17 protein-coding genes are annotated in these 20,481 nt (G+C 59.6%); 4 read left to right on the top strand and 13 right to left on the bottom strand.

Features of this window, described 5'->3' with window-relative positions:
- Positions 1-26 precede the first annotated feature (26 nt).
- On the bottom strand, positions 27-1,544 hold the full coding sequence (locus tag QO005_RS09240; RefSeq protein WP_307157703.1) for an alkaline phosphatase family protein: 1,518 nt from the start codon (positions 1,542-1,544) through the stop codon (positions 27-29).
- A gap of 641 nt (positions 1,545-2,185) precedes the next feature.
- On the opposite strand from QO005_RS09240, the gene QO005_RS09235 reads away from it, so the two are divergent.
- Positions 2,186-3,610 carry a phosphomannomutase gene (locus QO005_RS09235; protein WP_307157702.1) on the top strand — a complete coding sequence of 475 codons (1,425 nt, stop codon included), beginning with the start codon at positions 2,186-2,188 and terminating at the stop codon, positions 3,608-3,610.
- Between the two features lie 100 nt (positions 3,611-3,710).
- Here QO005_RS09235 and QO005_RS09230 read toward each other — a convergent pair whose 3' ends face one another.
- Positions 3,711-4,622 (bottom strand): hydrogen peroxide-inducible genes activator, encoded by a 912-nt coding sequence (locus tag QO005_RS09230; protein WP_307157701.1) that lies wholly within the window; start codon positions 4,620-4,622, stop codon positions 3,711-3,713.
- 288 nt (positions 4,623-4,910) lie between these two features.
- Between QO005_RS09230 and katG the strand changes: the two genes are divergently transcribed.
- Both katG and QO005_RS09220 read left to right on the top strand, forming a co-directional pair.
- Complete coding sequence (gene katG, locus QO005_RS09225; protein WP_307157700.1) at positions 4,911-7,082, top strand: catalase/peroxidase HPI; 2,172 nt, start codon at positions 4,911-4,913, stop codon at positions 7,080-7,082.
- Positions 7,083-7,551: 469 nt separating this feature from the next.
- Positions 7,552-8,283, top strand: coding sequence for a helix-turn-helix transcriptional regulator (locus QO005_RS09220; RefSeq protein ID WP_307157699.1), 732 nt, complete (start codon positions 7,552-7,554; stop codon positions 8,281-8,283).
- A 359-nt stretch (positions 8,284-8,642) separates the two neighbouring features.
- Here the strand turns inward: QO005_RS09220 and QO005_RS09215 are convergent, their stop codons facing one another.
- The 8 genes from QO005_RS09215 to QO005_RS09180 all read right to left on the bottom strand — a co-directional run bounded on the left by QO005_RS09215 (position 8,643) and on the right by QO005_RS09180 (position 17,198).
- Positions 8,643-10,370, bottom strand: coding sequence for an ABC transporter substrate-binding protein (locus QO005_RS09215; RefSeq protein WP_307157698.1), 1,728 nt, complete (start codon positions 10,368-10,370; stop codon positions 8,643-8,645).
- A 181-nt stretch (positions 10,371-10,551) separates the two neighbouring features.
- Entirely contained in the window at positions 10,552-10,833 is a 282-nt protein-coding gene (locus QO005_RS09210) for a DUF2160 domain-containing protein (RefSeq protein WP_307157697.1), read from the bottom strand.
- Positions 10,834-10,847: 14 nt separating this feature from the next.
- Positions 10,848-11,660 carry a carbohydrate ABC transporter permease gene (locus QO005_RS09205; RefSeq protein ID WP_307157696.1) on the bottom strand — a complete coding sequence of 271 codons (813 nt, stop codon included), beginning with the start codon at positions 11,658-11,660 and terminating at the stop codon, positions 10,848-10,850.
- A gap of 3 nt (positions 11,661-11,663) precedes the next feature.
- The gene (locus QO005_RS09200; protein ID WP_307157695.1) at positions 11,664-12,551 is read right to left on the bottom strand and encodes a carbohydrate ABC transporter permease; all 888 of its coding nucleotides are present in this window, start codon (positions 12,549-12,551) and stop codon (positions 11,664-11,666) included.
- Between the two features lie 2 nt (positions 12,552-12,553).
- Positions 12,554-13,636: an ABC transporter ATP-binding protein gene (locus QO005_RS09195; RefSeq protein WP_307157694.1), complete on the bottom strand. Its 1,083-nt coding sequence runs from the start codon at positions 13,634-13,636 to the stop codon at positions 12,554-12,556.
- The gene (locus QO005_RS09190) at positions 13,637-14,731 is read right to left on the bottom strand and encodes an ABC transporter ATP-binding protein (RefSeq protein ID WP_307157693.1); all 1,095 of its coding nucleotides are present in this window, start codon (positions 14,729-14,731) and stop codon (positions 13,637-13,639) included.
- Between the two features lie 65 nt (positions 14,732-14,796).
- Positions 14,797-16,308: a glycerol-3-phosphate dehydrogenase gene (gene glpD / locus QO005_RS09185; RefSeq protein ID WP_307157692.1), complete on the bottom strand. Its 1,512-nt coding sequence runs from the start codon at positions 16,306-16,308 to the stop codon at positions 14,797-14,799.
- A 116-nt stretch (positions 16,309-16,424) separates the two neighbouring features.
- Complete coding sequence (locus tag QO005_RS09180; protein WP_307157691.1) at positions 16,425-17,198, bottom strand: DeoR/GlpR family DNA-binding transcription regulator; 774 nt, start codon at positions 17,196-17,198, stop codon at positions 16,425-16,427.
- Between the two features lie 215 nt (positions 17,199-17,413).
- Here QO005_RS09180 and QO005_RS09175 point away from each other — a divergent pair, with 215 nt between their 5' ends.
- A complete protein-coding gene (locus QO005_RS09175) occupies positions 17,414-18,178 on the top strand; it encodes an SDR family NAD(P)-dependent oxidoreductase (RefSeq protein ID WP_307157690.1) in 765 nt (254 codons plus the stop codon).
- A 154-nt stretch (positions 18,179-18,332) separates the two neighbouring features.
- On the opposite strand, the gene QO005_RS09170 is transcribed toward QO005_RS09175, so the two are convergent.
- From QO005_RS09170 to QO005_RS09160, 3 genes are all read right to left on the bottom strand, one after another.
- Positions 18,333-18,710, bottom strand: coding sequence for a hypothetical protein (locus tag QO005_RS09170; RefSeq protein WP_307157689.1), 378 nt, complete (start codon positions 18,708-18,710; stop codon positions 18,333-18,335).
- 193 nt (positions 18,711-18,903) lie between these two features.
- The gene (yghU, locus tag QO005_RS09165) at positions 18,904-19,800 is read right to left on the bottom strand and encodes a glutathione-dependent disulfide-bond oxidoreductase (RefSeq protein ID WP_307157688.1); all 897 of its coding nucleotides are present in this window, start codon (positions 19,798-19,800) and stop codon (positions 18,904-18,906) included.
- Positions 19,801-20,060: 260 nt separating this feature from the next.
- A complete protein-coding gene (locus tag QO005_RS09160; protein ID WP_307157758.1) occupies positions 20,061-20,465 on the bottom strand; it encodes a DUF2177 family protein in 405 nt (134 codons plus the stop codon).
- Positions 20,466-20,481 lie beyond the last annotated feature (16 nt).

Genomic DNA, 20,481 nt, shown 5'->3' with positions numbered 1-20,481 from the left:
AGCGCGAATTCCCCTGCAGCGGTCTCTCAGACACGCGGCCTGCTCACCGGCCCCTCATCGGTCAGTTCCGTATAGGCAAGCGTCTGATCGAGATGCTCGGCCCTCAGTGCCAGCAGCTTTTCCGCATAGGCAAGCCGCACCGCCAGATAGGCCGGATCTGCCGCTACGTTGGTCAATTCGCCGGGATCGGCCTCCAGATCGAAGAGCAAGGGCGGCAGGCCGGCGAAATGCACATATTTGAAACGCCGGTCGCGGATAACCGCCTGGTTGCACTGGTTGGACTTGAGGCCGAAGGCTGCCTCCACCCCATTGCCTGCCACGTCGCGGAAGTCGAACTCCCAGAAGGCGTGATCGCGCCAGGCCTGCGGTGATTGACCCGCCAGAAAGGGTTGCAGCGAAGCGCCGTCCTGATGGTTGGTGGCCGCAACCCCCATGCACTCCAGAAGGGTGGGCATGATATCCGCCGCCGAGGTGAACTCCTCCACCTCGCGGCCAGCAACCTCCGCATGAGTGGGGTCGCGGATGACCAGAGGTATGTGATAGCTGCCATCATAAAAACCGCCCTTGCCGAACATCCAATGATCACCCATCATCTCGGCATGATCGGAGGTGAAGACGATGACGGTCCTCTCCCAATCTCCCGACGCCTTCAGCGCATCGATGATGCGGCCGAACTGGGCATCGACCTCGGTGATCATGCCGTAATAGGTGGCCGTCAGCAGGGCGATCTCGTCCGGCGTCCAATCCTTCACCAGCCCCGTCGCACCGTGCAGAAAGGCGGATTGCGGCAGGCGTGGCAAAAAGAGTGCCGCCAGCGGATGCACCGCCATTTCCTGTTCCAGCGTCGCATGACGCACCGGCTTTGGCACCTTTGCCGGCTCATAAAGCCGGTTGAACGGCTCCGGCACGCAGAAGGGCGGATGCGGACGCAGATAGGAAATATGGGCAAACCAGCCGCTCTTCTGCTCCTCCCGCCACGAGAGGAAGGCGTCAGTGAGGAAAGCCGTGGGCGTTTCGTCCGCGGCATAGGCGGGTGGCTCCAGGCTTGGCCGCACCGGCAGCGGTCCCGTCAGGTGAATATCCCGATCGGGACGCAGGCCGCCGCGTTTCTGCTTCAGCCAGCTCAACCACTGGCGATCGTCTTCCAGCAGCAATTGTCCTACGGTAAAGCCAGGCAGCACGCCTTCATAGCTCGTCAGATGCGGGTCGTGCGGGTCGAGCCCGCGTGGATCGGGCGACACATCCGTATAGCCGAACAGGGTGGGGTCGTAACCGGCGCGCCGGGCCGCAAGCGCAATCGTATCGAACCGTGCATCGAGCGGCGAGCCATTGCGGCAGACGCGGTGGTTCATCTGGTAAAGCCCGGTATAGATCGAGGCCCGGGCGGGCGCGCAGGGTGCCGTACCGGCATAATGCCTGCGAAACAGCACGCCTTCCGCAGCAAGGGCATCGATATTGGGCGTTTTAACAATCGGGTGTCCGGCCGCGGACAGACACTCTCCCCGCCATTGGTCGGCGGTGATCAGCAGGATATTGGACCGCATCTCTCTTCCATCATCTTGAAACCCGCATGCGCCCCCATGCCCCGGCTCAAGTTCCGCACTATCTCCAGACCGCATGCCGAAAGTCAAAACCTGCTCAAGCATTAAGCAGGATAGACGCAAAAAAGGTCACTTTGCCCCGCAGGCTGGAACACCTGCGACAAGCTGCCGCGTTTTATCGCCCCTTCACCCCTAAGATATGCAGGAAATGCATTGCTGCGATGCGGTATTGTCTCTGTTCACTGAGCAATGGCTCACCTATATTTCAATCATCGAAGCGACGCACTCCTCCTCCCAGTGTCGCTTTGAGAGGATCGGCAATACTCCTCCTCCTCCCAATTGCCGATCAAGTTCAAGAGCTCGACGCACCTCCTCCCGCGTCGAGCTCTTTTGCATTCTGGGCCTTTGCAATTCCAACCTCCCACTCCAGCGCCGTGCGCCATATATGGCGCACAAAGGTTCGCTGGTGCGCTTTAAATCTGCTGCATAATTCCTTAAATCGATTCCGACTTGAGGAACTATGCAGTAACTTCGGTTTTGCATTTCATTTCCAAACGATTACATAACGTCCCACGATCTACGCTCAGCGCCTTTCCGCTCATCCGGGAAGCAGCCGAACATGAAAACGATCCGGGAGAGACACCATGGCGGTAAAATTCGGCACAAGCGGCCTGCGCGGCCTGTCATCCGAATTGGTGGGCCGTGTTTCGGCACTCTATGTCACCGCCTTCGTCAAAATGCTGGAAGAGAGGCAGTTGGCGGCCAAGGGAGCAAAAGTGCTGGTGGGCCAGGATTTTCGCCCCTCCAGCCCGGACATTGCCGCAACGGCCATGGCGGCCATTCTGCGAGCGGGTTTTCAGCCGGTGGATTGCGGAACCTTGCCGACACCGGCTCTGGCGCTTTACGGCCAGACCATTGGCGCGGCATCGATCATGATCACCGGATCGCACATTCCCGCAGACCGCAACGGTATCAAATTCTACCGGCCTGACGGCGAGATCGACAAGGAGGATGAGGCTATTCTGACCGCGCTGGCGGATCGGTTGGCCGACGATGCGGATGCAAACCGTGTCGAAGCGGCAGGCGGGCCAGATGAGAGCGAAGCGGCGCAGAGGCTGTTTCTCGAGCGTTACCGCAACCTGCTGCCGGACACGGCTCTCAAGGGTCTGCGCGTCGGCGTCTACCAGCACAGCAGCGTGGGGCGTGACCTGCTGGTGACCATTCTTGAAGGCTTCGGCGCAGAGGTGGTGGCGCTTGGCCGTTCCGAAAGCTTCATTCCTGTCGATACCGAAGCGGTCTCAGAAGAGACGCGGCAGATGCTGGCGTCCTGGGCCAAGGCAGAGCCTTTCTTTGCCATCGTTTCCACCGATGGCGATGCCGACCGCCCGCTAGTGGTGGATGAAGCGGGAGAGCCGCTGCGGGGCGATCTCCTGGGCTTGATCACCGCCCGCTTTCTGAACGCCGAGGTGATTGCCACACCAGTGACCTCCAATTCCGGCATCGAAGTTGCCAGTGGCATGGAGGTGATCCGCACCCGCGTCGGCTCACCCTATGTCATCGCCGCCATGCAGGCGGCCCGGGATGCGGGCAAACGCGGGGTGATGGGCTTTGAGGCCAATGGCGGCGTGATGTTGGCCTCCGATTTCCCGCTAGAAAACGGCTTGCTCGGCGCACTGCCGACCCGCGATTGCGTGTTGCCGATTCTGGCCGCCCTCGGCAGTGCGGCGGCGGCGAAGACCAGCCTGTCCGGGCTCGCCGCGCGCCATGCCTTGCCTATCGCGCTCTCGGACCGGCTGGAGAACTATGCGCAGAACCGCAGCAGCAGCCTGATGAGCCACCTCACTGGTTCCGAAGACAATCTGAAGGCTTTTCTGGCTCCGATCGGCACACCCGCCTCCACCAGCCTGATCGATGGCTTGAGAATAACGCTTGCCGATGCACGCGTCATTCACTTCCGCCCCTCCGGCAATGCCCCCGAAATGCGCTGCTACGTCGAAGCCGCCGATGAGGCATCGGCGACGAGCCTGTTGGCGCAGGGGTTGGCGGCGCTTGGCAACTGGCAGCGTTAAAACATGCCGCGCAAAAGTGTGCCGCGGTTTTGCGATAACGACATGTGTTAAAACAAGAACGTAAAGCGCGTTGCATGAGGCCGATAAGCCGCAACGCGCTTTAGGACGCGTCGCAGCGGCTTGCCTTTTCGCCTACGGTGCGAACGATCTCAGCGATTTGCGCAAATTGTGCGGCCAGCGGATTGCTCTTGCGCCAGACCATGCCGATCGTGCGGGACGGGCGGGGATGCGGCAGCCGTGACACGCAGACGGAAGAGGAGCGGGTTTCTACCGGCACGGCCATTTGCGGAATGAGGGTGATGCCGATACCGGCGCCGACCATCTGCACCAGCGTCGACAGTGAACTGCCTTCCATCAGATCGCGCGGCTGCAGGCCGGAAATCGAGCAGAAGGACAGGGCCTGATCGCGGAAGCAATGGCCCTCCTCCAGCAGCAGCAGACGCATCTCAAGCAGCCGGTCGGCACTGGGGACAGGCTTTTCCGCGTCCTCCCGCGCTCTCACCAGCACGAATTCCTCCTGAAACAGCGGCACTTCCTGGAGCGAAGGCTCAGAAACCGGCAAGGCGACGATGGCGAGATCAAGCTTTCCCTCCATCAGGTCTTCCAGCAGGCTTTGCGTGATCGCCTCCCGCGGCCATGGATCGAGGCCGGGATAGTGCCGCGTGAGCGATGTCATGATCTCGGGCAACAGATAGGGGGCGATGGTAGGAATGATGCCGATGCGCAGCCGCCCATTGAGCGGGCCGAGTGCTGCGCGGCCCAGGTCCTGCAAATCATCCACCGCCTGAAGAATGGTCACCACACGGGCCGCAAATTCCTCCCCAAGCGCCGTCAGCCGGATCTGCCGGCCGCCGCGCTCCACCAGCGGTGCGCCGATCAGGTCTTCCAGTTCCCGGATCTGCAGGGAAAGGGCTGGCTGCGAAATGGCGCAGGCCTCTGCCGCCCGCCCGAAATGGCGAATGCGGGCCAGGGCCTCGAAATAGCGCAGATGTTTCATCGACAGGCTTATCATAAGCTGAGCATATCGCAGCCTTTAGAAGATACAATTGGAATTTATGATGGCGCTTTGTTACCCAAGGTGCAGGGAAGAAGATCTTGAGGAAGATGCCGCCTGTCACGATGCGGTCATTCTCCGAGAGTTTCTTGCCAATGGCAAGATTGACACCGGAGCCGAAAGGGCGGCCCAGTGTTTTCGAGGCTTGTCTCAAGTGTTTGTTGCGCTTGAGATATTCCTAATCAAGCAGAGGGTGCGCAGCATCTTCTCGCCTTGGATGAACAGCAAACTCCGTCGGAGGACGACATGGACGCGAAGACGAAACCGGCCGGCAAATGTCCGGTCATGCATGGCGGCAATACCGCGCTTGGCCAATCGGTCACGCAATGGTGGCCGAATGCGCTTAATCTGGACATTCTGCACCAGCACGACACCAAAACGAACCCGCTGGGCAAGAGCTTCAACTATCGTGAAGAGCTGAAGAAGCTTGATGTCGATGCTCTGAAGGCCGACCTGCGCGCGCTGATGAACGAGAGCCAGGAATGGTGGCCGGCAGACTGGGGTTCCTATGTCGGCATGATGGCCCGTGTGACCTGGCATGCCGCAGGCTCCTACCGCGTCACCGATGGCCGTGGCGGCGCCAATACCGGCAACCAGCGCTTTGCGCCGCTGAACTCCTGGCCGGATAACGTCAATACCGACAAGGGCCGCCGTCTGCTGTGGCCGATCAAGAAGAAGTACGGCAACAAGATTTCCTGGGCCGACCTGATCGCGCTGGCCGGCACCATGGCCTATGAGGCCGCCGGTCTGAAGACCTTTGGCTTTGCCTTTGGCCGCGAAGACATCTGGCATCCGGAAAAGGACACCTATTGGGGTGACGAAAAGGAATGGCTGGCCCCGAGCGACGGCCGCTATGGCGATGTCACCAAGCCGGATACGCTGGCAAACCCGCTGGCCGCCGTGCAGATGGGTCTCATCTATGTCAACCCGGAAGGGGTGAACGGCAAGTCGGATCCGCTGGCAACGGCGGCGCAGATGCGCGAAACCTTCGCCCGCATGGGGATGAACGACGAGGAAACCGTGGCCTTGACCGCTGGCGGTCATACCATCGGCAAGAGCCATGGCAATGGCAGTGCCGCGGATCTGAGCGCCGATCCGGAAGCGGCTGGCCCGGAATTCCAGGGTCTCGGCTGGATGAACACCAAGGGACGCGGTATTGGCCGTAACACCGTGGTCTCTGGCATTGAAGGGGCATGGACCACCGAGCCGACGAAGTGGGACAACGGCTTCTTCAAGATGCTGTTCGGGCATGAGTGGCATCTGGTCAAGAGCCCTGCTGGTGCGACCCAGTGGGAGCCGATCTCGATTGCCGAGGAAGACAAGCCGGTCGATGTGGAAGATCCGTCGATCCGCCTGATGCCGATGATGACGGATGCCGACATGGCGCTCCGCGTCGATCCGATCTATCGCGAGATTTCGCTGAAGTTCAAGGACGATCAGGCGTATTTCTCGGATGTCTTTGCTCGCGCCTGGTTCAAGCTGACCCACCGCGACATGGGTCCGAAGAGCCGTTACATCGGTCCGGATGTTCCGGCGGAAGACCTGATCTGGCAGGATCCGATCCCGGCTGGTAAGACCGGTTACGACGTGAAGGCCGTCAAGGCGAAGATTGCTGCGACCGGTCTGCCGGTGGCCGAACTGGTTGCCACCGCCTGGGACAGTGCCCGCACCTATCGCGGCTCCGACATGCGCGGCGGTGCCAATGGCGCCCGCATCCGTCTGGCTCCGCAGAAGGATTGGGAAGCCAATGAGCCGGCACGTCTCGCCCGCGTTCTGGCGGCTCTGGAGCCGATTGCCGCTGAAACGGGCGCAAGCCTTGCCGACGTGATCGTTCTGGCTGGCAATTACGGTGTGGAGCAGGCTGCCAAGGCTGCCGGCTTCGAGATCGAAGTTCCCTTCGCGCCGGGCCGTGGCGATGCAACCGCTGAACAGACCGATGTGGAGAGCTTTGCCGTTCTCGAGCCGCTGGCTGATGGCTTCCGGAACTTCCAGAAGAAGGATTTCGTGGTCAGCCCCGAGGAAATGCTTCTGGACCGTACCCAGCTCATGGGCCTGACGGCACCGGAAGCGACGGTGCTGATCGGCGGTCTGCGTGTGATCGGCACGAATTACGGCGGCACCGCCCATGGCGTGTTCACCGATCGTGTCGGCGCTCTCACCACGGACTTCTTCGTGACGCTGACGGACATGGCCTATACCTGGGTTCCGACCGGTCAGAATCTCTACGAGATCCGCGAGCGCAAGAGCGGCGCGACCAAGTTCACCGCCACCCGCGTTGATCTGGTCTTCGGCTCCAACTCCATCCTGCGTGCCTATGCCGAGGTTTATGCCCAGGACGACAACCAGGAAAAGTTCGTCCACGACTTCGTGGCCGCCTGGACCAAGGTGATGAACGCAGACCGTTTCGATCTGGTTTGACGCTGGCTTCCGTTCCCACCCTACAGCGGGAGCCTGCCGAAAAGAGCCTTTCTCCGGGTTTCCCGGAGAAAGGTTTTTGCGTGTAAGCCCTGCGGCGGTTCGGGATCGGATGACCTTTCGATGTTGGTTCGAGAAGAGCGCTTCACATGCTCTGTGAGGCGCTCTTTTTCTATCTTGGTAGAGCATCGACCGATTCGGCTTTTTCGGGCCGAGGCTCGCCTTGGCTGCTTGCGCGCGAAAATTTGTCGTGGCACACGTAAAGGCATAGGCTTGGAGGAAGCCGGGGACGTATTTTTTATTTCGTAAATAGTAAAATACTCGCCCTCTTCGGGTGGCTCCAAATTTCTGTTCGAAAATTGCATGCTTTTTGTCAGTTTGTGCAGGATGTGCAATCTTTACAAAACGAGGCAGAATACCGACTTTAGAGTTAGGATGCGGATTTGAACCGCATCAAGGCAGGAGTGGTTTCATGATGCTGGATGTGATGCCTCGGCCGGAGGTTCGCGACATGGTGAAAGCCGTTGCCGCTGCGCCGGATGTTGGCGCAGCCCTTGCCCTTTTGAAGATTTATTTTCCGGTCGATCATATCACTTATCACATGGCCTTCGCCTTTTCCGAAGCGGCGGACGCGCCCTTCGTGCGCAGCACCTATCCGGCGGAGTGGCTCGGGCTTTATCTCGTGCGCAATTATGTGCGCGTCGATGAGGTGGTGCGGCAGGGCATGACCACGGATGCCCCCTTCTTCTGGAGCGAGTTGCAACTGACGCCCGAATTCGTGGAAATCGTCGAGGAAGCCAGTCTTTATGGCGTGAGTGGCGCGGGCTATTCGATTCCCTTGTCGGACAGTGTCGGGCGGCGCGGCATGGTGTCGATCGTTGCCCGCATGCCGGAAGAGGATTTGCGAGAATATCTGAAAAAGACCGCCGCGATCTGGAAAACCCTGGCCGACGTGCTTCACGACAAGGCGATGCGTGAAGCCTATGGCGAAAACGATCCCGCCCGGGTCGTGACCACGCGGGAACGCCAATGCCTTTACTGGGTGGCGCAGGGCAAGGATCACCGGGATATCGCCGAAATCCTGCAGATCACGCCGCATACGGCCCGCAGCTACATGAAATCCGCCCGCCAGAAACTCGGCTGCACGACCATCGCCCAGGCGGTGGCAAAAGCTATGCGGTATAACATGATAGCGCGAACATAAGCACATCCAGGAAAAGTGGGAACCGGTTTTCCGTCCGGATGTGCGTAGGGAAAAGCACATCCAGGAAAAGTGGGAACCGGTTTTCCGTCCGGATGTGCGTAAAGAGAATCACATCCAGGAAAAGTGGGAACCGGTTTTCCGTCCGGATGTGCGTAGGGAAAAGCACATCCAGGAAAAGTGGGAACCGGTTTTCCGTTCGGATGTGCAGAAACAAAACGCCCGGAGATGATCCGGGCGTTTCTCGTTTTAGAGCGTTTCATTGTTTCACGGAAACATTGAAACGCTCTAAATTTTTGTTTTACGCATTTCCGGACGGAAAACCGCTACGCACTTTTCCTGGAGATGCTCTATGATCCGGCTTACTTCTTCTGCCAGCTCTTGACCAGGTCGTCGTAATTGACGGTGACCGGCTTTTCCTTTTCGTTGGCAATCTTCAGCTGCGGTGCGAGGTTGCCCTTCTTCACGGCATCCGCATTCCAGTAGTTGATGTCATGCTCTTCGGCGAGTTTCGGACCAATATCGCCCTGCACCTTGGCGCGTTCGAGACGGGCCAGCACCTTTTCCTGTTCGGAGCAGAGCGAATCCATCGCGGCCTGAGCGGTCTTCGCACCGGAGGCGGCGTCACCGATGGCCTGCCACCACAACTGGGCGAGCTTCGGATAATCCGGTACGTTGGTGCCGGTCGGCGACCATTGCAGGCGGGCGGGGGAGCGGTAGAACTCGACGAGACCGCCAAGCTTCGGTGCACGTTCGGTGAAGCTCTTGTCGTTGATGGTGGACTGGCGGATGAAGGTCAGGCCGACATGGCTCTTCTTCACGTCCACAGTCTTGGAGGTGACGAACTGCGCATAGAGCCATGCAGCCTTGGCGCGGTCGACCGGCGTGGACTTCAGGAGCGTCCAGGAACCGGCATCCTGATAGCCGAGCTTCATGCCGTCCTTCCAGTAAACGCCGTGCGGGCTGGGGGCCATGCGCCACTTCGGCGTGCCGTCCGCATTCACCACCGGCAGACCGTCCTTGACCATATCGGCGGTAAAGGCGGTGTACCAGAAGATCTGCTGGGCGACGTGACCTTGTGCCGGAACCGGGCCGGATTCGGAGAAGGTCATGCCCTGGGCTTCCGGCGGGGCGTATTTTTTCAGCCAGACGAGATATTTCTCGATGGAGTAAACCGCAGCCGGACCATTGGTGTCACCGCCACGGGCCACGCAGGAGCCGACGGGCCGCGACTTTTCATCGACCTTGATGCCCCATTCATCGACCGGCAGGCCGTTTGGAATGCCCTTGTCGCCGTTACCGGCCATGGAGAGCCAGGCATCGGTGAAGCGCCAGCCGAGCGAGGGGTCCTTCTTGCCATAATCCATATGGCCATAGACCTTCTTGCCATCGACATCGCGGCCGGTGAAGAATTCGGCAATGTCCTCATAGGCCGACCAGTTGACCGGAACGCCCAGCTCGTAGCCATACTTGGCCTTGAAGTCGGCCTTGTTTTTCGGATCGTTGAACCAGTCGTAGCGGAACCAGTAAAGGTTGGCGAACTGCTGGTCGGGCAACTGGTACAGCTTGCCATCCGGCGCGGTGGTGAAGGACTTGCCAATGAAGTCGTCGACATCGAGGCCCGGGTTTGTGGCATCCTTGCCTTCGCCCGACATCCAGTCGGTGAGGTTGCGGGCCTGCTGGTAGCGCCAATGGGTGCCGATCAGGTCGGAATCGTTGACATAGGCGTCATAGATATTCTCCTTGGACTGCATCTGCGTCTGGAGCTTTTCAATGACGTCACCCTCGCCAATCAGGTCGTGGGTGATCTTGATGCCGGTGATGGCGGTAAAGGCAGGCGCCAGCACCTTGGATTCATATTCATGGGTGGTGAGCGTCTCGGAAACCACCTTGATCTCCATGCCCTTGAAGGGCTTGGCGGCATCCACGAACCACTGCATTTCCTTTTCCTGGTCCGCACGGCTCAGGGTGGACAGCGGCCCGATTTCCTTGTCTAGGAATTGTTTGGCCTCGTCCATGCCGGCATGCGCCACACCGGCTGCGGCCAGAAGCAGGGCCGCCGTTGTCGAAAATAGAAACTGCCGTCGCATAATATCCTCCCGATTAGCGATTGCATGATGATGTGCCGTGAATGCACGTTCCCCCTTATACCAAGGCTCGAAGATGCTGACGCATCCTCGCCTTGAAGAGATTTCGAATATCTCAAATGCGTCAATGGCTTGAGATATTCGAAAAGGGAATACGAAGAGTCATCTTCAATGCCTCTTCGTATCACACGAAGCGAAAAACCCCCACGGCATAGACTGCTGAGAGCGCGAGCGCCCACCAGAGATTGGGACCGGCCAGACCGAGCCAGCCGAGATGAATGAAGGCCGCCCCCAGAAGCGAGATGAACAGGCGGTCGCCGCGCGTCGTCTGAAAGCGCAGCAAGCCAATACGCGGATGTCCGCCGGGGGAGAAGAATTCCCAGAGCCCCATCAGGGCGATCAGCACGGCAATGCCGATGAAGAACAGCGCCGTCGGCAGTGTCCATGCCATCCATGAGAAATCCATGATGCGATCTCCTCTCAAACCCGACCGAGCGCAAAGCCTTTGGCGATGTAATTGCGGACGAAATAGATGACGAGCGCGCCGGGAATGATGGTCAGCACGCCTGCTGCCGCCAGCACACCCCAATCCATGCCGGAAGCCGAGACCGTGCGCGTCATGGTGGCGGCAATGGGCTTTGCATCCGTGGTGGTGAGCGTGCGGGCAATCAGCAGTTCCACCCAGGAAAACATGAAGCAGAAGAAGGCGGCGACCCCGATGCCGGAGGCAATCAGCGGCATGAAGATCTTCACGAAGAATTTCGGGAAGGAGTAGCCGTCGATATAGGCCGTCTCATCGATTTCCTTCGGCACGCCCGACATGAAGCCTTCGAGAATCCACACCGCCAGCGGCACGTTGAACAGGCAGTGGGCAATGGCCACCGCGATATGGGTATCGATCAGCCCGAAAGCCGAATAGAGCTGGAAGAAGGGCAGGGCGAAGACGGCGGGCGGGGCCATGCGGTTGGTCAGAAGCCAGAAGAACAGGTGGCTATCGCCTAAAAAGCGGTAGCGCGAGAAGGCATAGGCCGCAGGCAGTGCCACAGCCACGGAAATCACCGTGTTCATCGCCACATAGGTGATGGAGTTGATATAGCCGCCATACCAGGAGGGATCGGAAAAGATCACGCCGTAATTGCGCAGGGTCGGCTGGGTCGGCCAGAGCGAAAAGGCCCCGAGGATCTCGCTGTTTTCCTTGAAGCTCATGTTGACGAGCCAGTAGATTGGCAGGAGCAGGAAGACGATATAGAGCGTCAGGATCAGGCCGGAGCGAAGCGAACGGGTGTCATTCATGGCTCATTCTCCCTTCGGCACACCGGCATCGGCGGCGTCGCTCTGGGTCATCACCGTGTAGAAGACCCAGGAAAGCAAAAGGATGATCAGGAAGTAGATGATCGACATGGCGGCTGCGGGTCCAAGGTCGAACTGGCCGACAGCCATCTTGACGAGATCGATGGAGAGGAAGGTGGTGGCATTGCCCGGACCGCCGCCCGTCACCACGAAAGGCTCGGTGTAGATCATGAAACTGTCCATGAAGCGCAGCAGCACGGCAATCAGCAGCACCCGCTTCATCTTCGGAAGCTGGATATAGCGGAAGACCGAGAAGCGCGATGCGCCATCGATGCGGGCGGCCTGATAATAGGCATCCGGAATGGAGACGAGACCGGCATAGCAGAGCAGCACCACAAGGCTCGTCCAGTGCCAGACATCCATGACGATGATGGTGATCCAGGCATGGGTGGCGTTCTGCACATAGTTATAATCAATGCCCATGGCGGCCAGCGTATGGCCAAGCAGGCCGATATCGACGCGCCCGAACACCTGCCAGATGGTGCCCACCACGTTCCACGGAATGAGCAGCGGCAGCGCCATTAAAACGAGGCAGACCGGCACGCCAAGGCCCTTTTTCGGCATGTTGAGCGCAATAAAGATGCCGAGCGGAATTTCGATGGCCAGAATGATCATCGAGAAGGTGAGGTTACGCCACAGCGCATCCCAGAATCTGTCGGAATGCAGGGTCTGGGTAAACCAGTCGGTGCCCGCCCAGAAGAATTCATTGTTGCCGAAGGTGTCCTGTACTGAATAATTCACCACCGTCATCAGCGGAATGACGGCGGAAAAGGCCACCAGCAGCAGCACCGGCAGCACGAGAAACCAGGCCTTGTTGTTCCAGGTCTTTTCCATGGTCAGGCCCTCCCGGTCATGGCGTAATCCACCCGCCAGCTATCGGCATAGATGTGGATGGCGGCGGGGTCGAAGCGAAGTTTCGCGTCAGCCGGGATCTCCTGATCCTCGCGCAACACCAGCGAAATCGGCTGATCGGCAAAGGCGGCGCGCACGATCTTTTGCCGGCCAATATCCTCCACCTTGCGGATGGTGACGGGCAGGCCTTCACGCGAAAGCGACAGGAATTCCGGGCGAATGCCAAGCTCGGTCTTGGCAGCTCCGGGAATGACCGGCCTGCCGGGCAGCGCCACGCGCGAACCGCCAATGATGGCCTCTGCCCCATCAATGCCCGCCGCCATGACATTCATGCCCGGTGAGCCGATGAAATAGCCGACGAAGGTGTGCCTTGGCCGGTCGAACAACTCGGCAGGCGTGCCGATCTGCACGATCTGGCCATCATACATCACCACGACCTTGTCGGCGAAGGTCAGTGCCTCGGTCTGGTCATGGGTGACATAGACCATGGTGAAGCCGAATTGCCGGTGAAGCTGCTTCAACTGCGTGCGCAGCACCCATTTCATATGCGGATCGATGACGGTGAGCGGCTCGTCGAACAGGATGGCATTGACGTCCGAGCGCACCAGGCCGCGGCCGAGCGAAATCTTCTGCTTCTGGTCGGCAGTCAGGCCGCGCGCCTTGCGTCTGGCCCAGCTTTCCAGATCGATCATTTTCAGGATGCCGCGCACCCGGTTCTCGATCTCGGCTTCTGGCACCTGCCGGTTTCTGAGCGGAAAGGCGAGATTGTCGTAAACGGTCATGGTGTCATAGACGACCGGGAACTGGAACACCTGCGCAATGTTGCGGGCTTCCGTCGGCAGGTTGGTGACATCCGTTTCTCCGAACAGGATGCGCCCTTCCGAGGGCTGCAACAGGCCGGAAATGATGTTGAGCAGCGTGGTCTTGCCGCAGCCGGAGGGGCCGAGCAGGGCATAGGCGCCGCCATCATCGAAATCGTGATGCACTTCCTTCAGCGCATAGACGGGATTGGCGAGGCCCTTCGGCCCATAGGCGTGGCGCAGATGATCAAGGGAAATACGTGCCATTCAAGCCTCCATCCCATCATGTGCCGGGGCGTTCTTCCCAAGCGCACGGCCCGTTCCGTCGAAGGCCATCAGGTGTCGCCGGTCGAGATAGACCGTAAACTCCCGCTCCGCCTCCACCTCGTGAATGCCGTGGGTGAGCATGACCCAGCGGGCGTCCCCCAGCCCAAGATGGATGAAGCTTTCCGAGCCGGAAATTTCGGAAATCATCGAGCGGGCTTGCAGTGCGCTGGCGTCAGTGCCCTCGGCGCGGGGGGAGAGATGGTGCGGCTGGAAGGCAAGGGTGACCGCGCCCTCAGGCACATCGGCAAGATGCGGCGGCACCGGGATGCTCTGGCCGGTGGCGATCACGAAGTCCGCACCGCGCCGCGCTGCCTCCACCGTGTTCAGCGGCGGATCGGCAAAGGTTTTCGCGGTCATCAGATCCTGCGGGCGGCGGTAGACCTCGATAGTCGGCCCGAACTGCGTGATGCGGCCTTGCGAAAGCGTGGCGGTATTGCCGCCCAAAAGCAGTGCTTCGGACGGTTCCGTGGTGGCATAAACGAAAATCGCGCCGGATTCGGCAAAGATTTTCGGCAGTTCCTCCCGCAATTCCTCCCGCAGCTTGTAATCGAGATTGGCCAGCGGCTCATCCAGCAGCACGAGGCTTGCCTGCTTGACGATGGCGCGGGCCAGCGCCGTGCGCTGCTGCTGCCCGCCGGAGAGGTTGAGCGGGGTGCGTTCCAGATAGGGCGTGAGCTTCAGCAGATCGGCGGCGCGGCGGACCTGCCGGTCGATCTCGGCCTTCTCCACCTTGCGGATGCGCAGCGGCGAAGCAATGTTTTCGTAAACGGTGAGCGCCGGATAGTTGATGAATTGCTGGTAGACCATGGCCACCGAGCGATCCTGCACCCGAACGCCGGTGACATCCTTGCCGTCAAAGAAGAGCTGCCCGGAGGTGGGCTTGTCCAGCCCCGCCATCAGCCGCATGAGGCTTGTTTTTCCAGACAGCGTCGGTCCCAGCAGCACGTTGAGCGAGCCGCGTTGCAGCGTCAATGTCGTCGGATGGATATGCGTATCCCCCGCGACAACCTTGGACAGGTTGCGTAATTCCAGCATATGCGTCAGGCCTCCTCCAACCCGGCGACATGTTTTTATGGGCAAAGCCAAACAGGCTTCGCAGATCAAGCCGCCCGGGCCGTATCCATGTACTCCTCCAGCCCCTTTGCCTCGTCTCGGCTCAGGAACAGGCCTTGCTTTGTGCGCCGCCAGAGAATGTCCTCAGCCGTTGTCGCCCATTCGCGGGCAATCAGCCAGTCGACTTCCGTCTGATAGAGCGTGCCGCCAAAGTGCCGGCCAAGGTCATTTTCGGTTCTGGCGCTGTCCAGCATGGTATGCGCCAGCGTGCCATAGCAGCGGATCAGCCGCTTGGCGTGACGGTCGGACAGGAAAGGGAAGGCGCGCTTCAGCTTGCCGACTTCACCCTCATAGCCGGTCGGCTGAAATTCTCCGCCCGGCAGATGGCTGCGGCCTGTCCAGGGAGTACCCTTGACGCCGATGGTCTCGCCAATCTTTTCCAAGGCATGTTCGCCAAGGCGGCGATAGGTGGTGAGCTTGCCGCCGAACACGTTGAGAAGCGGCGCGCCGCCTTCCGGCTGGTCGATCTTCAGCACGTAATCCCGGGTTGCTTCCTGGGCTTTCGAAGCACCGTCGTCAAACAGCGGACGCACGGCGGAATAGGTCCAGACAATATCGTCCCGCGTCACCGGTTCGGCGAAATATTCGCTGGCGCAGGCGCAGAGATAATCCGTCTCTTCGTCGGAAATCGCCACGTCCTTGGGGTCGCCCTTGTAATCCCGGTCGGTGGTGCCGATCAGCGTGAAATCGGTTTCATAGGGAATGGCAAAAATGATGCGGTTATCCGGGTTCTGGAAGAAATAGGCGCGCGGATCGTCGAATTTCTTTTTCACGACGATATGACTGCCCTGAACAAGCCGCACATTATGCGCCCGGTTCTTGCCCATGGCGCCTGAGAGAACCTGATCCACCCAGGGACCGGCTGCATTGACCAGCATCTTCGCCTTATATGTCTTGCGGCTCCGATTGGCGCGGTCTTCCACCTCGATCACCCAGATCCCATTCTCACGCCGCGCCCCGAGAACGCGGTGACGGCTGAGAATGGTGGCGCCCTTGTCGGCGGCGTCGCGAGCGTTCAGCACCACGAGACGGGCATCATCCACCCAGCCGTCGGAATATTCGAAGGCACGGGTAAAGAGCGGCTTCAGCGGCTTGCCCGCCGGGTCCTTGCGCATGTTGAGCGAGCGGGTGGCAGGCAGAAGCTTGCGGCCGCCGAGATGGTCATAGAGGAAAAGCCCCAGCCGGATCAGCCAGGCTGGGCGGATGCCGCCCTTATGAAACGGCAGAACGAAGCGCATGGGCCAGATGATGTGCGGGGCCATGGCCCACAGCACTTCGCGCTCCATCAGGGCTTCGCGCACGAGGCGAAACTCGTAGTGCTCCAGATAGCGCAACCCGCCGTGAATGAGCTTGGTGGCGCCGGAAGACGTGCCGGAGGCAAAATCATTCATTTCCGCCAGCGCGACCGAATAGCCCCGGCCCACCGCATCCCGGGCGATGCCGCAGCCATTGATGCCGCCGCCGACGACGAAAATGTCGAAAACCTGACCTTCGGACACGAACCCCTCCTGTTTCGCCCCTCCTGTTTCGCGATGCAGCAAAACAGCAAATTGCGAAAGTCAGGATAGGTAAAGCGAACCTATAGCGAATGTCAAATGAAACTTTCACAGAAAATTTACGGAGCTTCTCCCTCAGCCTCGATCAGCCGGACGCCGTGCTCGCGGCAGATGGTTTTAAGCGCCGGAACCGAGCAGACATCGGTAATGAAGGTATGAACCTGTGAAAGATGACCGATGCGCACGGGGGCGGCGCGTTCGAATTTCGAGGAATCGGCCACCAGGATCACATGCCGGGCATTGGCCATGATCGCCTGCGCTACCTTCACCTCGCGGTAGTCATAGTCCAGAAGCGCGCCGTCATGGTCGATGGCCGAGACGCCGATCACGGCATAATCCACCTTGAACTGCCGGATGAAATCTACCGCCGCTTCCCCGACGATCCCGCCATCCGAGCCACGCACCACGCCACCGGCAATCACCACCTCTATTGCCGGGAAAACCCGCAAGCGATTGGCCACATTGATGTTATTGGTAATGACCATCAATTCTTTATGGTCGAGCAGCGCTTCCCCCACGGCTTCCGTGGTGGTGCCGATATTGATGAAAAGCGAGGCATTGTTGGGAATGAGGCTGGCGGCGGCGCGGCCAATCGCCTGCTTTTCCGGGGCGGCGATGGAGCGGCGGGCTTCATAGCGTACGTTTTCCGCGCCGCTTGGAAAAATCGCGCCGCCATGCACGCGCGTGAGCTGGCGGGATTCACACAGATCGTTCAGATCCTTGCGGATGGTCTGGGGTGTCACGGAAAAGCGGTTCGCCAGTTCCTCCACCAGCACCCGGCCCTCGGCCTTGGCAATATCCAAAATCTGAGTCTGGCGGGGAGAGAGGAACATGCGTGTTTCCCTGGTTTCGTTTTTCTTTCATCTTAAAGCACCTCCAGGAAAAGTGTAGGGCGGTTTTCCGTCCGGAGGTGCGCAAAAGAAAGCACCTCCAGGAAAAGTGTAGCGCGGTTTTCCGTCCGGGCGGGGACTTCAAATAACTCGGGCGGGTGCAATTTTCGAAAAGGTGGGTAGAGTCAAAAACCGAAAGAAAACGAAAGGGAGGATGCATGTTCGACAGGGAGCTTTTCAAGGGCAGGACGGTGGTGATCACCGGGGCGGGACGCGGCATCGGGCTGGCGACGGCTGAGGCCTTTCTGGCGCATGGGGCGATGGTGATTGCCCATGCGGGGCGCAGCCTGCCGAAGGAGGGGCCGCTGGCCGAGGCGGAGCGGCAGGGCCGGGCACGATTGATCGCGGCGGATTTTCTGAGCCATAATGGCGTGGACCTCTTCGCCAACACCGTGCAGGCGGAAACGGATCATATCGACGTTCTTATCAACAATGCCGGGACCATGCAGGGCCGGTTTCCCGCCGAAGGGCTGACCCCGCAACAATATGAAAGCGTGGTGCGTCTCAACCAGACTTCGGTGGTGGAACTGACCACGGCGCTGTTACCGCTGCTGAAACAGGCCAAGGAAGCGGCGATCGTCAACACGGTATCGATTTCGGCCCGCACCGGCGGCAGCCCCGGTTCTTCTCTTTACTCGGCGTCCAAGGCCTTCATTTCTACATGGTCGCGGGCTTTGGCGCGGGAACTTGCGCCAGATGGCATCCGCGTCAATTGCGTCTCTCCCGGCACCATCGATACGGATTTTCACCAGCGCTATTCCAGCGCCGAAAAGCTGGAGGCGACCCGCAAGTCCATACCGCTGCAAAGGCTGGGCACGGCGGAAGACTGCGCGCCCTCCTATCTGTTTCTCGCGGCGGCAAGCCTTTCCGGCTATATCACCGGTCAGGTTCTGGAGGTGAATGGCGGACAGTTGATGGCGTAATACCAAGGCTCGAAGATGCTAACGCATCCTCGCCTTGAAAGAATTTCGAATATCTCAAATGCATCAACGGCTTGAGATATTCGAAAGGGGAATACGAAGAGTCATTTTCAATGACTCCTCGTATAAGCCGCTGCCCGCTCCGGGAGACGGGGTGTTACACCTCGAACTCGTCCTCGAAGGATTCCGGAAAGGTCTGCCTTGCCACTTTTTCGTTGATGACCAGCATCGCCTCATAGGAGAGCGGATCGAAATCCTTGCCCGCCGGTATGACCTCGCGGCCAAACAGCAGGTTGAGACGCGCGGCATCGAGATTGCCGCGTTCAAAGGGTTCCGCACCGAAATGATGCCACAGCGCATGCAGGAAGGCCGCGTCGATGCGGTGTTCCTTGGTGCCGGGACGGCCCCGTCGGGGGATGTTCTTTAGCGGGGTCACGCCTTTCGGATTGGCGCGGCGAATGGTGAACTGGATGCCCGTTCCCGGCATTCCCGAAGGAAAGCCCCGGTGTTTCGTCATCTCGGGAAGGTTGGCCACGCGTCTCTCCAGTCGTCTAGAGCATAATCCGACCGGAGTGAAACGAGGGTCGACAAGATTATGCTTCAAAAATAAAATATTTAGAGCGCTGATCTGATTCAATCAGATCGAAAAGCGCTCTAAGTCCGTATTTTGGATTGCGAGAAGGAGCAAAAACTGCTCCTTCATCCGTTATTGTCAGATCACTTCAGGATCAACCAAGCGTCAGCCCATCGAAGTCCGAGGCATCGTGGCGTTCGGGCAGGAAGGTGCCGGGATCGCCGGAGGCCTTGTTGACCACAATACCACGTTTGACGCCCGGACGGGCCGCGACCTCCTTGGCCCAGCGCACCACATGTTCATATTCGTGGGTGGCGAGGAAGGTGCCCGCATTCGGATAGGACTGGTCAAGCGCCAGCCGTCCATACCACGGCCAGATGGCCATGTCGGCGATGGAATACGCATCCCCGGCCACGAAGCGATGATGGGCCAACTGCCGGTTCAGCACGTCCATCTGCCGCTTGGCCTCCATGGCATAGCGGTCGATGGCATACTGGATCTTGACCGGCGCATAGGCGAAGAAATGGCCAAAGCCGCCGCCGACAAAGGGGGCGGAGCCCATCTGCCAGAACAGCCAGTTCATCACCTCGGCGCGGGCCCGCGGCTCCGTGGGCAGGAAGGCGCCGAACTTGTCGGCCAGATAGACGAGGATGGAGCCGGATTCGAACAGCCGCACCGGCGCGCCGCCGTCCTTCGGCTTGTGGTCCATCAGCGCCGGGATCTTGGAATTGGGGTTGACGTCCACGAAGCCGGAACCGAACTGCTCACCCTTGCCGATGGTGATCAGCCAGGCATCGTAGTCAGCATCCTTGTGGCCTGCTTCCAGCAATTCTTCGAGCAGGATGGTGACCTTCTGGCCGTTGGGCGTCGCCAGCGAATAAAGCTGGAGCCCATGCTTGCCCACCGGCAAGTCCTTGTCATGGGTCGGGCCGGCAACAGGCCGGTTGATACTGGCGAACTGGCCGCCATTGCCCGCCTCCGGGCTCCAGACCTTCGGTGGCTCATAGCCGGCAGGCAAATTGTTTTCCGGCGGAAATTTCGTGTCGCTCATGGCATCCTCGCGTAAACCTGACGCATTGACCGGAAAACCGGCAGCCGCCTTTGCGGTCAATGCTCTTCTTCGAAAGAGGTATCCTGTCCTGCTCTCAGTCGTTTGCGTCCAATCGCGGCTCAAAGCAAGGCATGATGGTCGTGTTACGCGAAGAATGTGGCAGTTCCGTTTGATCAATCAAGCCGGATTCACGTGAAACCCGGTCCTTCAAGGAGCATCGCAGTCACGAAGCAGGGGTGCGAAAACTATAAACCAGGAGGTCAGCCCGCCAGATAGCGGCTGGTCACGGCATAACCGGCAGCTGCGGCAATGGCGGTGAGAAAAGTGCCCCAGGCCATGTCCACAAGGCTCATGGACAGCGACCAGTTTTTCAGGGTCGCCAGATTGGTCATGTCGTAGGTGCCATAGGCGATGAGACCCAGGATGGCGCCGCTGACGATGGCCGTGGCGAGGCTGCCGCTCTGCAGGGCAGGGGCGACGGCGAAGTAGACAATGCCCGCGACATAGAAGAGATAGAAGATCGCCGCCGCCGTGAAATTCGGCTTGTCCAGCATGATCTCGCCGATGCGGGATTTGTAAAAACTGGTCGCAACTTTTCCCAGCCAGACGAAATCGAGACCGAAGAAAACGATGGCGGTCGAGAGGTAGGCGATGCCAAATTTCAGCATGAATATCCCTTCG

Origin of the sequence: Allorhizobium paknamense (assembly GCF_030815125.1) — a bacterium.
GTDB lineage: Bacteria > Pseudomonadota > Alphaproteobacteria > Rhizobiales > Rhizobiaceae > Allorhizobium > Allorhizobium paknamense.
Note: the sequence above shows the minus strand (reverse complement) of the source record. Positions and strands in the feature narration are given on the sequence as shown.

Excerpts from the sequence above, each read along its gene's own strand:
- QO005_RS09240 (WP_307157703.1), bottom strand. The coding sequence starts at position 1,544 with ATGCGGTCCAATATCCTGCTGATCACCGCCGACCAATGGCGGGGAGAG.
- QO005_RS09235 (WP_307157702.1), top strand. The coding sequence starts at position 2,186 with ATGGCGGTAAAATTCGGCACAAGCGGCCTGCGCGGCCTGTCATCCGAA.
- QO005_RS09230 (WP_307157701.1), bottom strand. The coding sequence starts at position 4,622 with ATGATAAGCCTGTCGATGAAACATCTGCGCTATTTCGAGGCCCTGGCC.
- katG (WP_307157700.1), top strand. The coding sequence starts at position 4,911 with ATGGACGCGAAGACGAAACCGGCCGGCAAATGTCCGGTCATGCATGGC.
- QO005_RS09220 (WP_307157699.1), top strand. The coding sequence starts at position 7,552 with ATGATGCTGGATGTGATGCCTCGGCCGGAGGTTCGCGACATGGTGAAA.
- QO005_RS09215 (WP_307157698.1), bottom strand. The coding sequence starts at position 10,370 with ATGCGACGGCAGTTTCTATTTTCGACAACGGCGGCCCTGCTTCTGGCC.
- QO005_RS09210 (WP_307157697.1), bottom strand. The coding sequence starts at position 10,833 with ATGGATTTCTCATGGATGGCATGGACACTGCCGACGGCGCTGTTCTTC.
- QO005_RS09205 (WP_307157696.1), bottom strand. The coding sequence starts at position 11,660 with ATGAATGACACCCGTTCGCTTCGCTCCGGCCTGATCCTGACGCTCTAT.
- QO005_RS09200 (WP_307157695.1), bottom strand. The coding sequence starts at position 12,551 with ATGGAAAAGACCTGGAACAACAAGGCCTGGTTTCTCGTGCTGCCGGTG.
- QO005_RS09195 (WP_307157694.1), bottom strand. The coding sequence starts at position 13,636 with ATGGCACGTATTTCCCTTGATCATCTGCGCCACGCCTATGGGCCGAAG.
- QO005_RS09190 (WP_307157693.1), bottom strand. The coding sequence starts at position 14,731 with ATGCTGGAATTACGCAACCTGTCCAAGGTTGTCGCGGGGGATACGCAT.
- QO005_RS09180 (WP_307157691.1), bottom strand. The coding sequence starts at position 17,198 with ATGTTCCTCTCTCCCCGCCAGACTCAGATTTTGGATATTGCCAAGGCC.
- QO005_RS09175 (WP_307157690.1), top strand. The coding sequence starts at position 17,414 with ATGTTCGACAGGGAGCTTTTCAAGGGCAGGACGGTGGTGATCACCGGG.
- yghU (WP_307157688.1), bottom strand. The coding sequence starts at position 19,800 with ATGAGCGACACGAAATTTCCGCCGGAAAACAATTTGCCTGCCGGCTAT.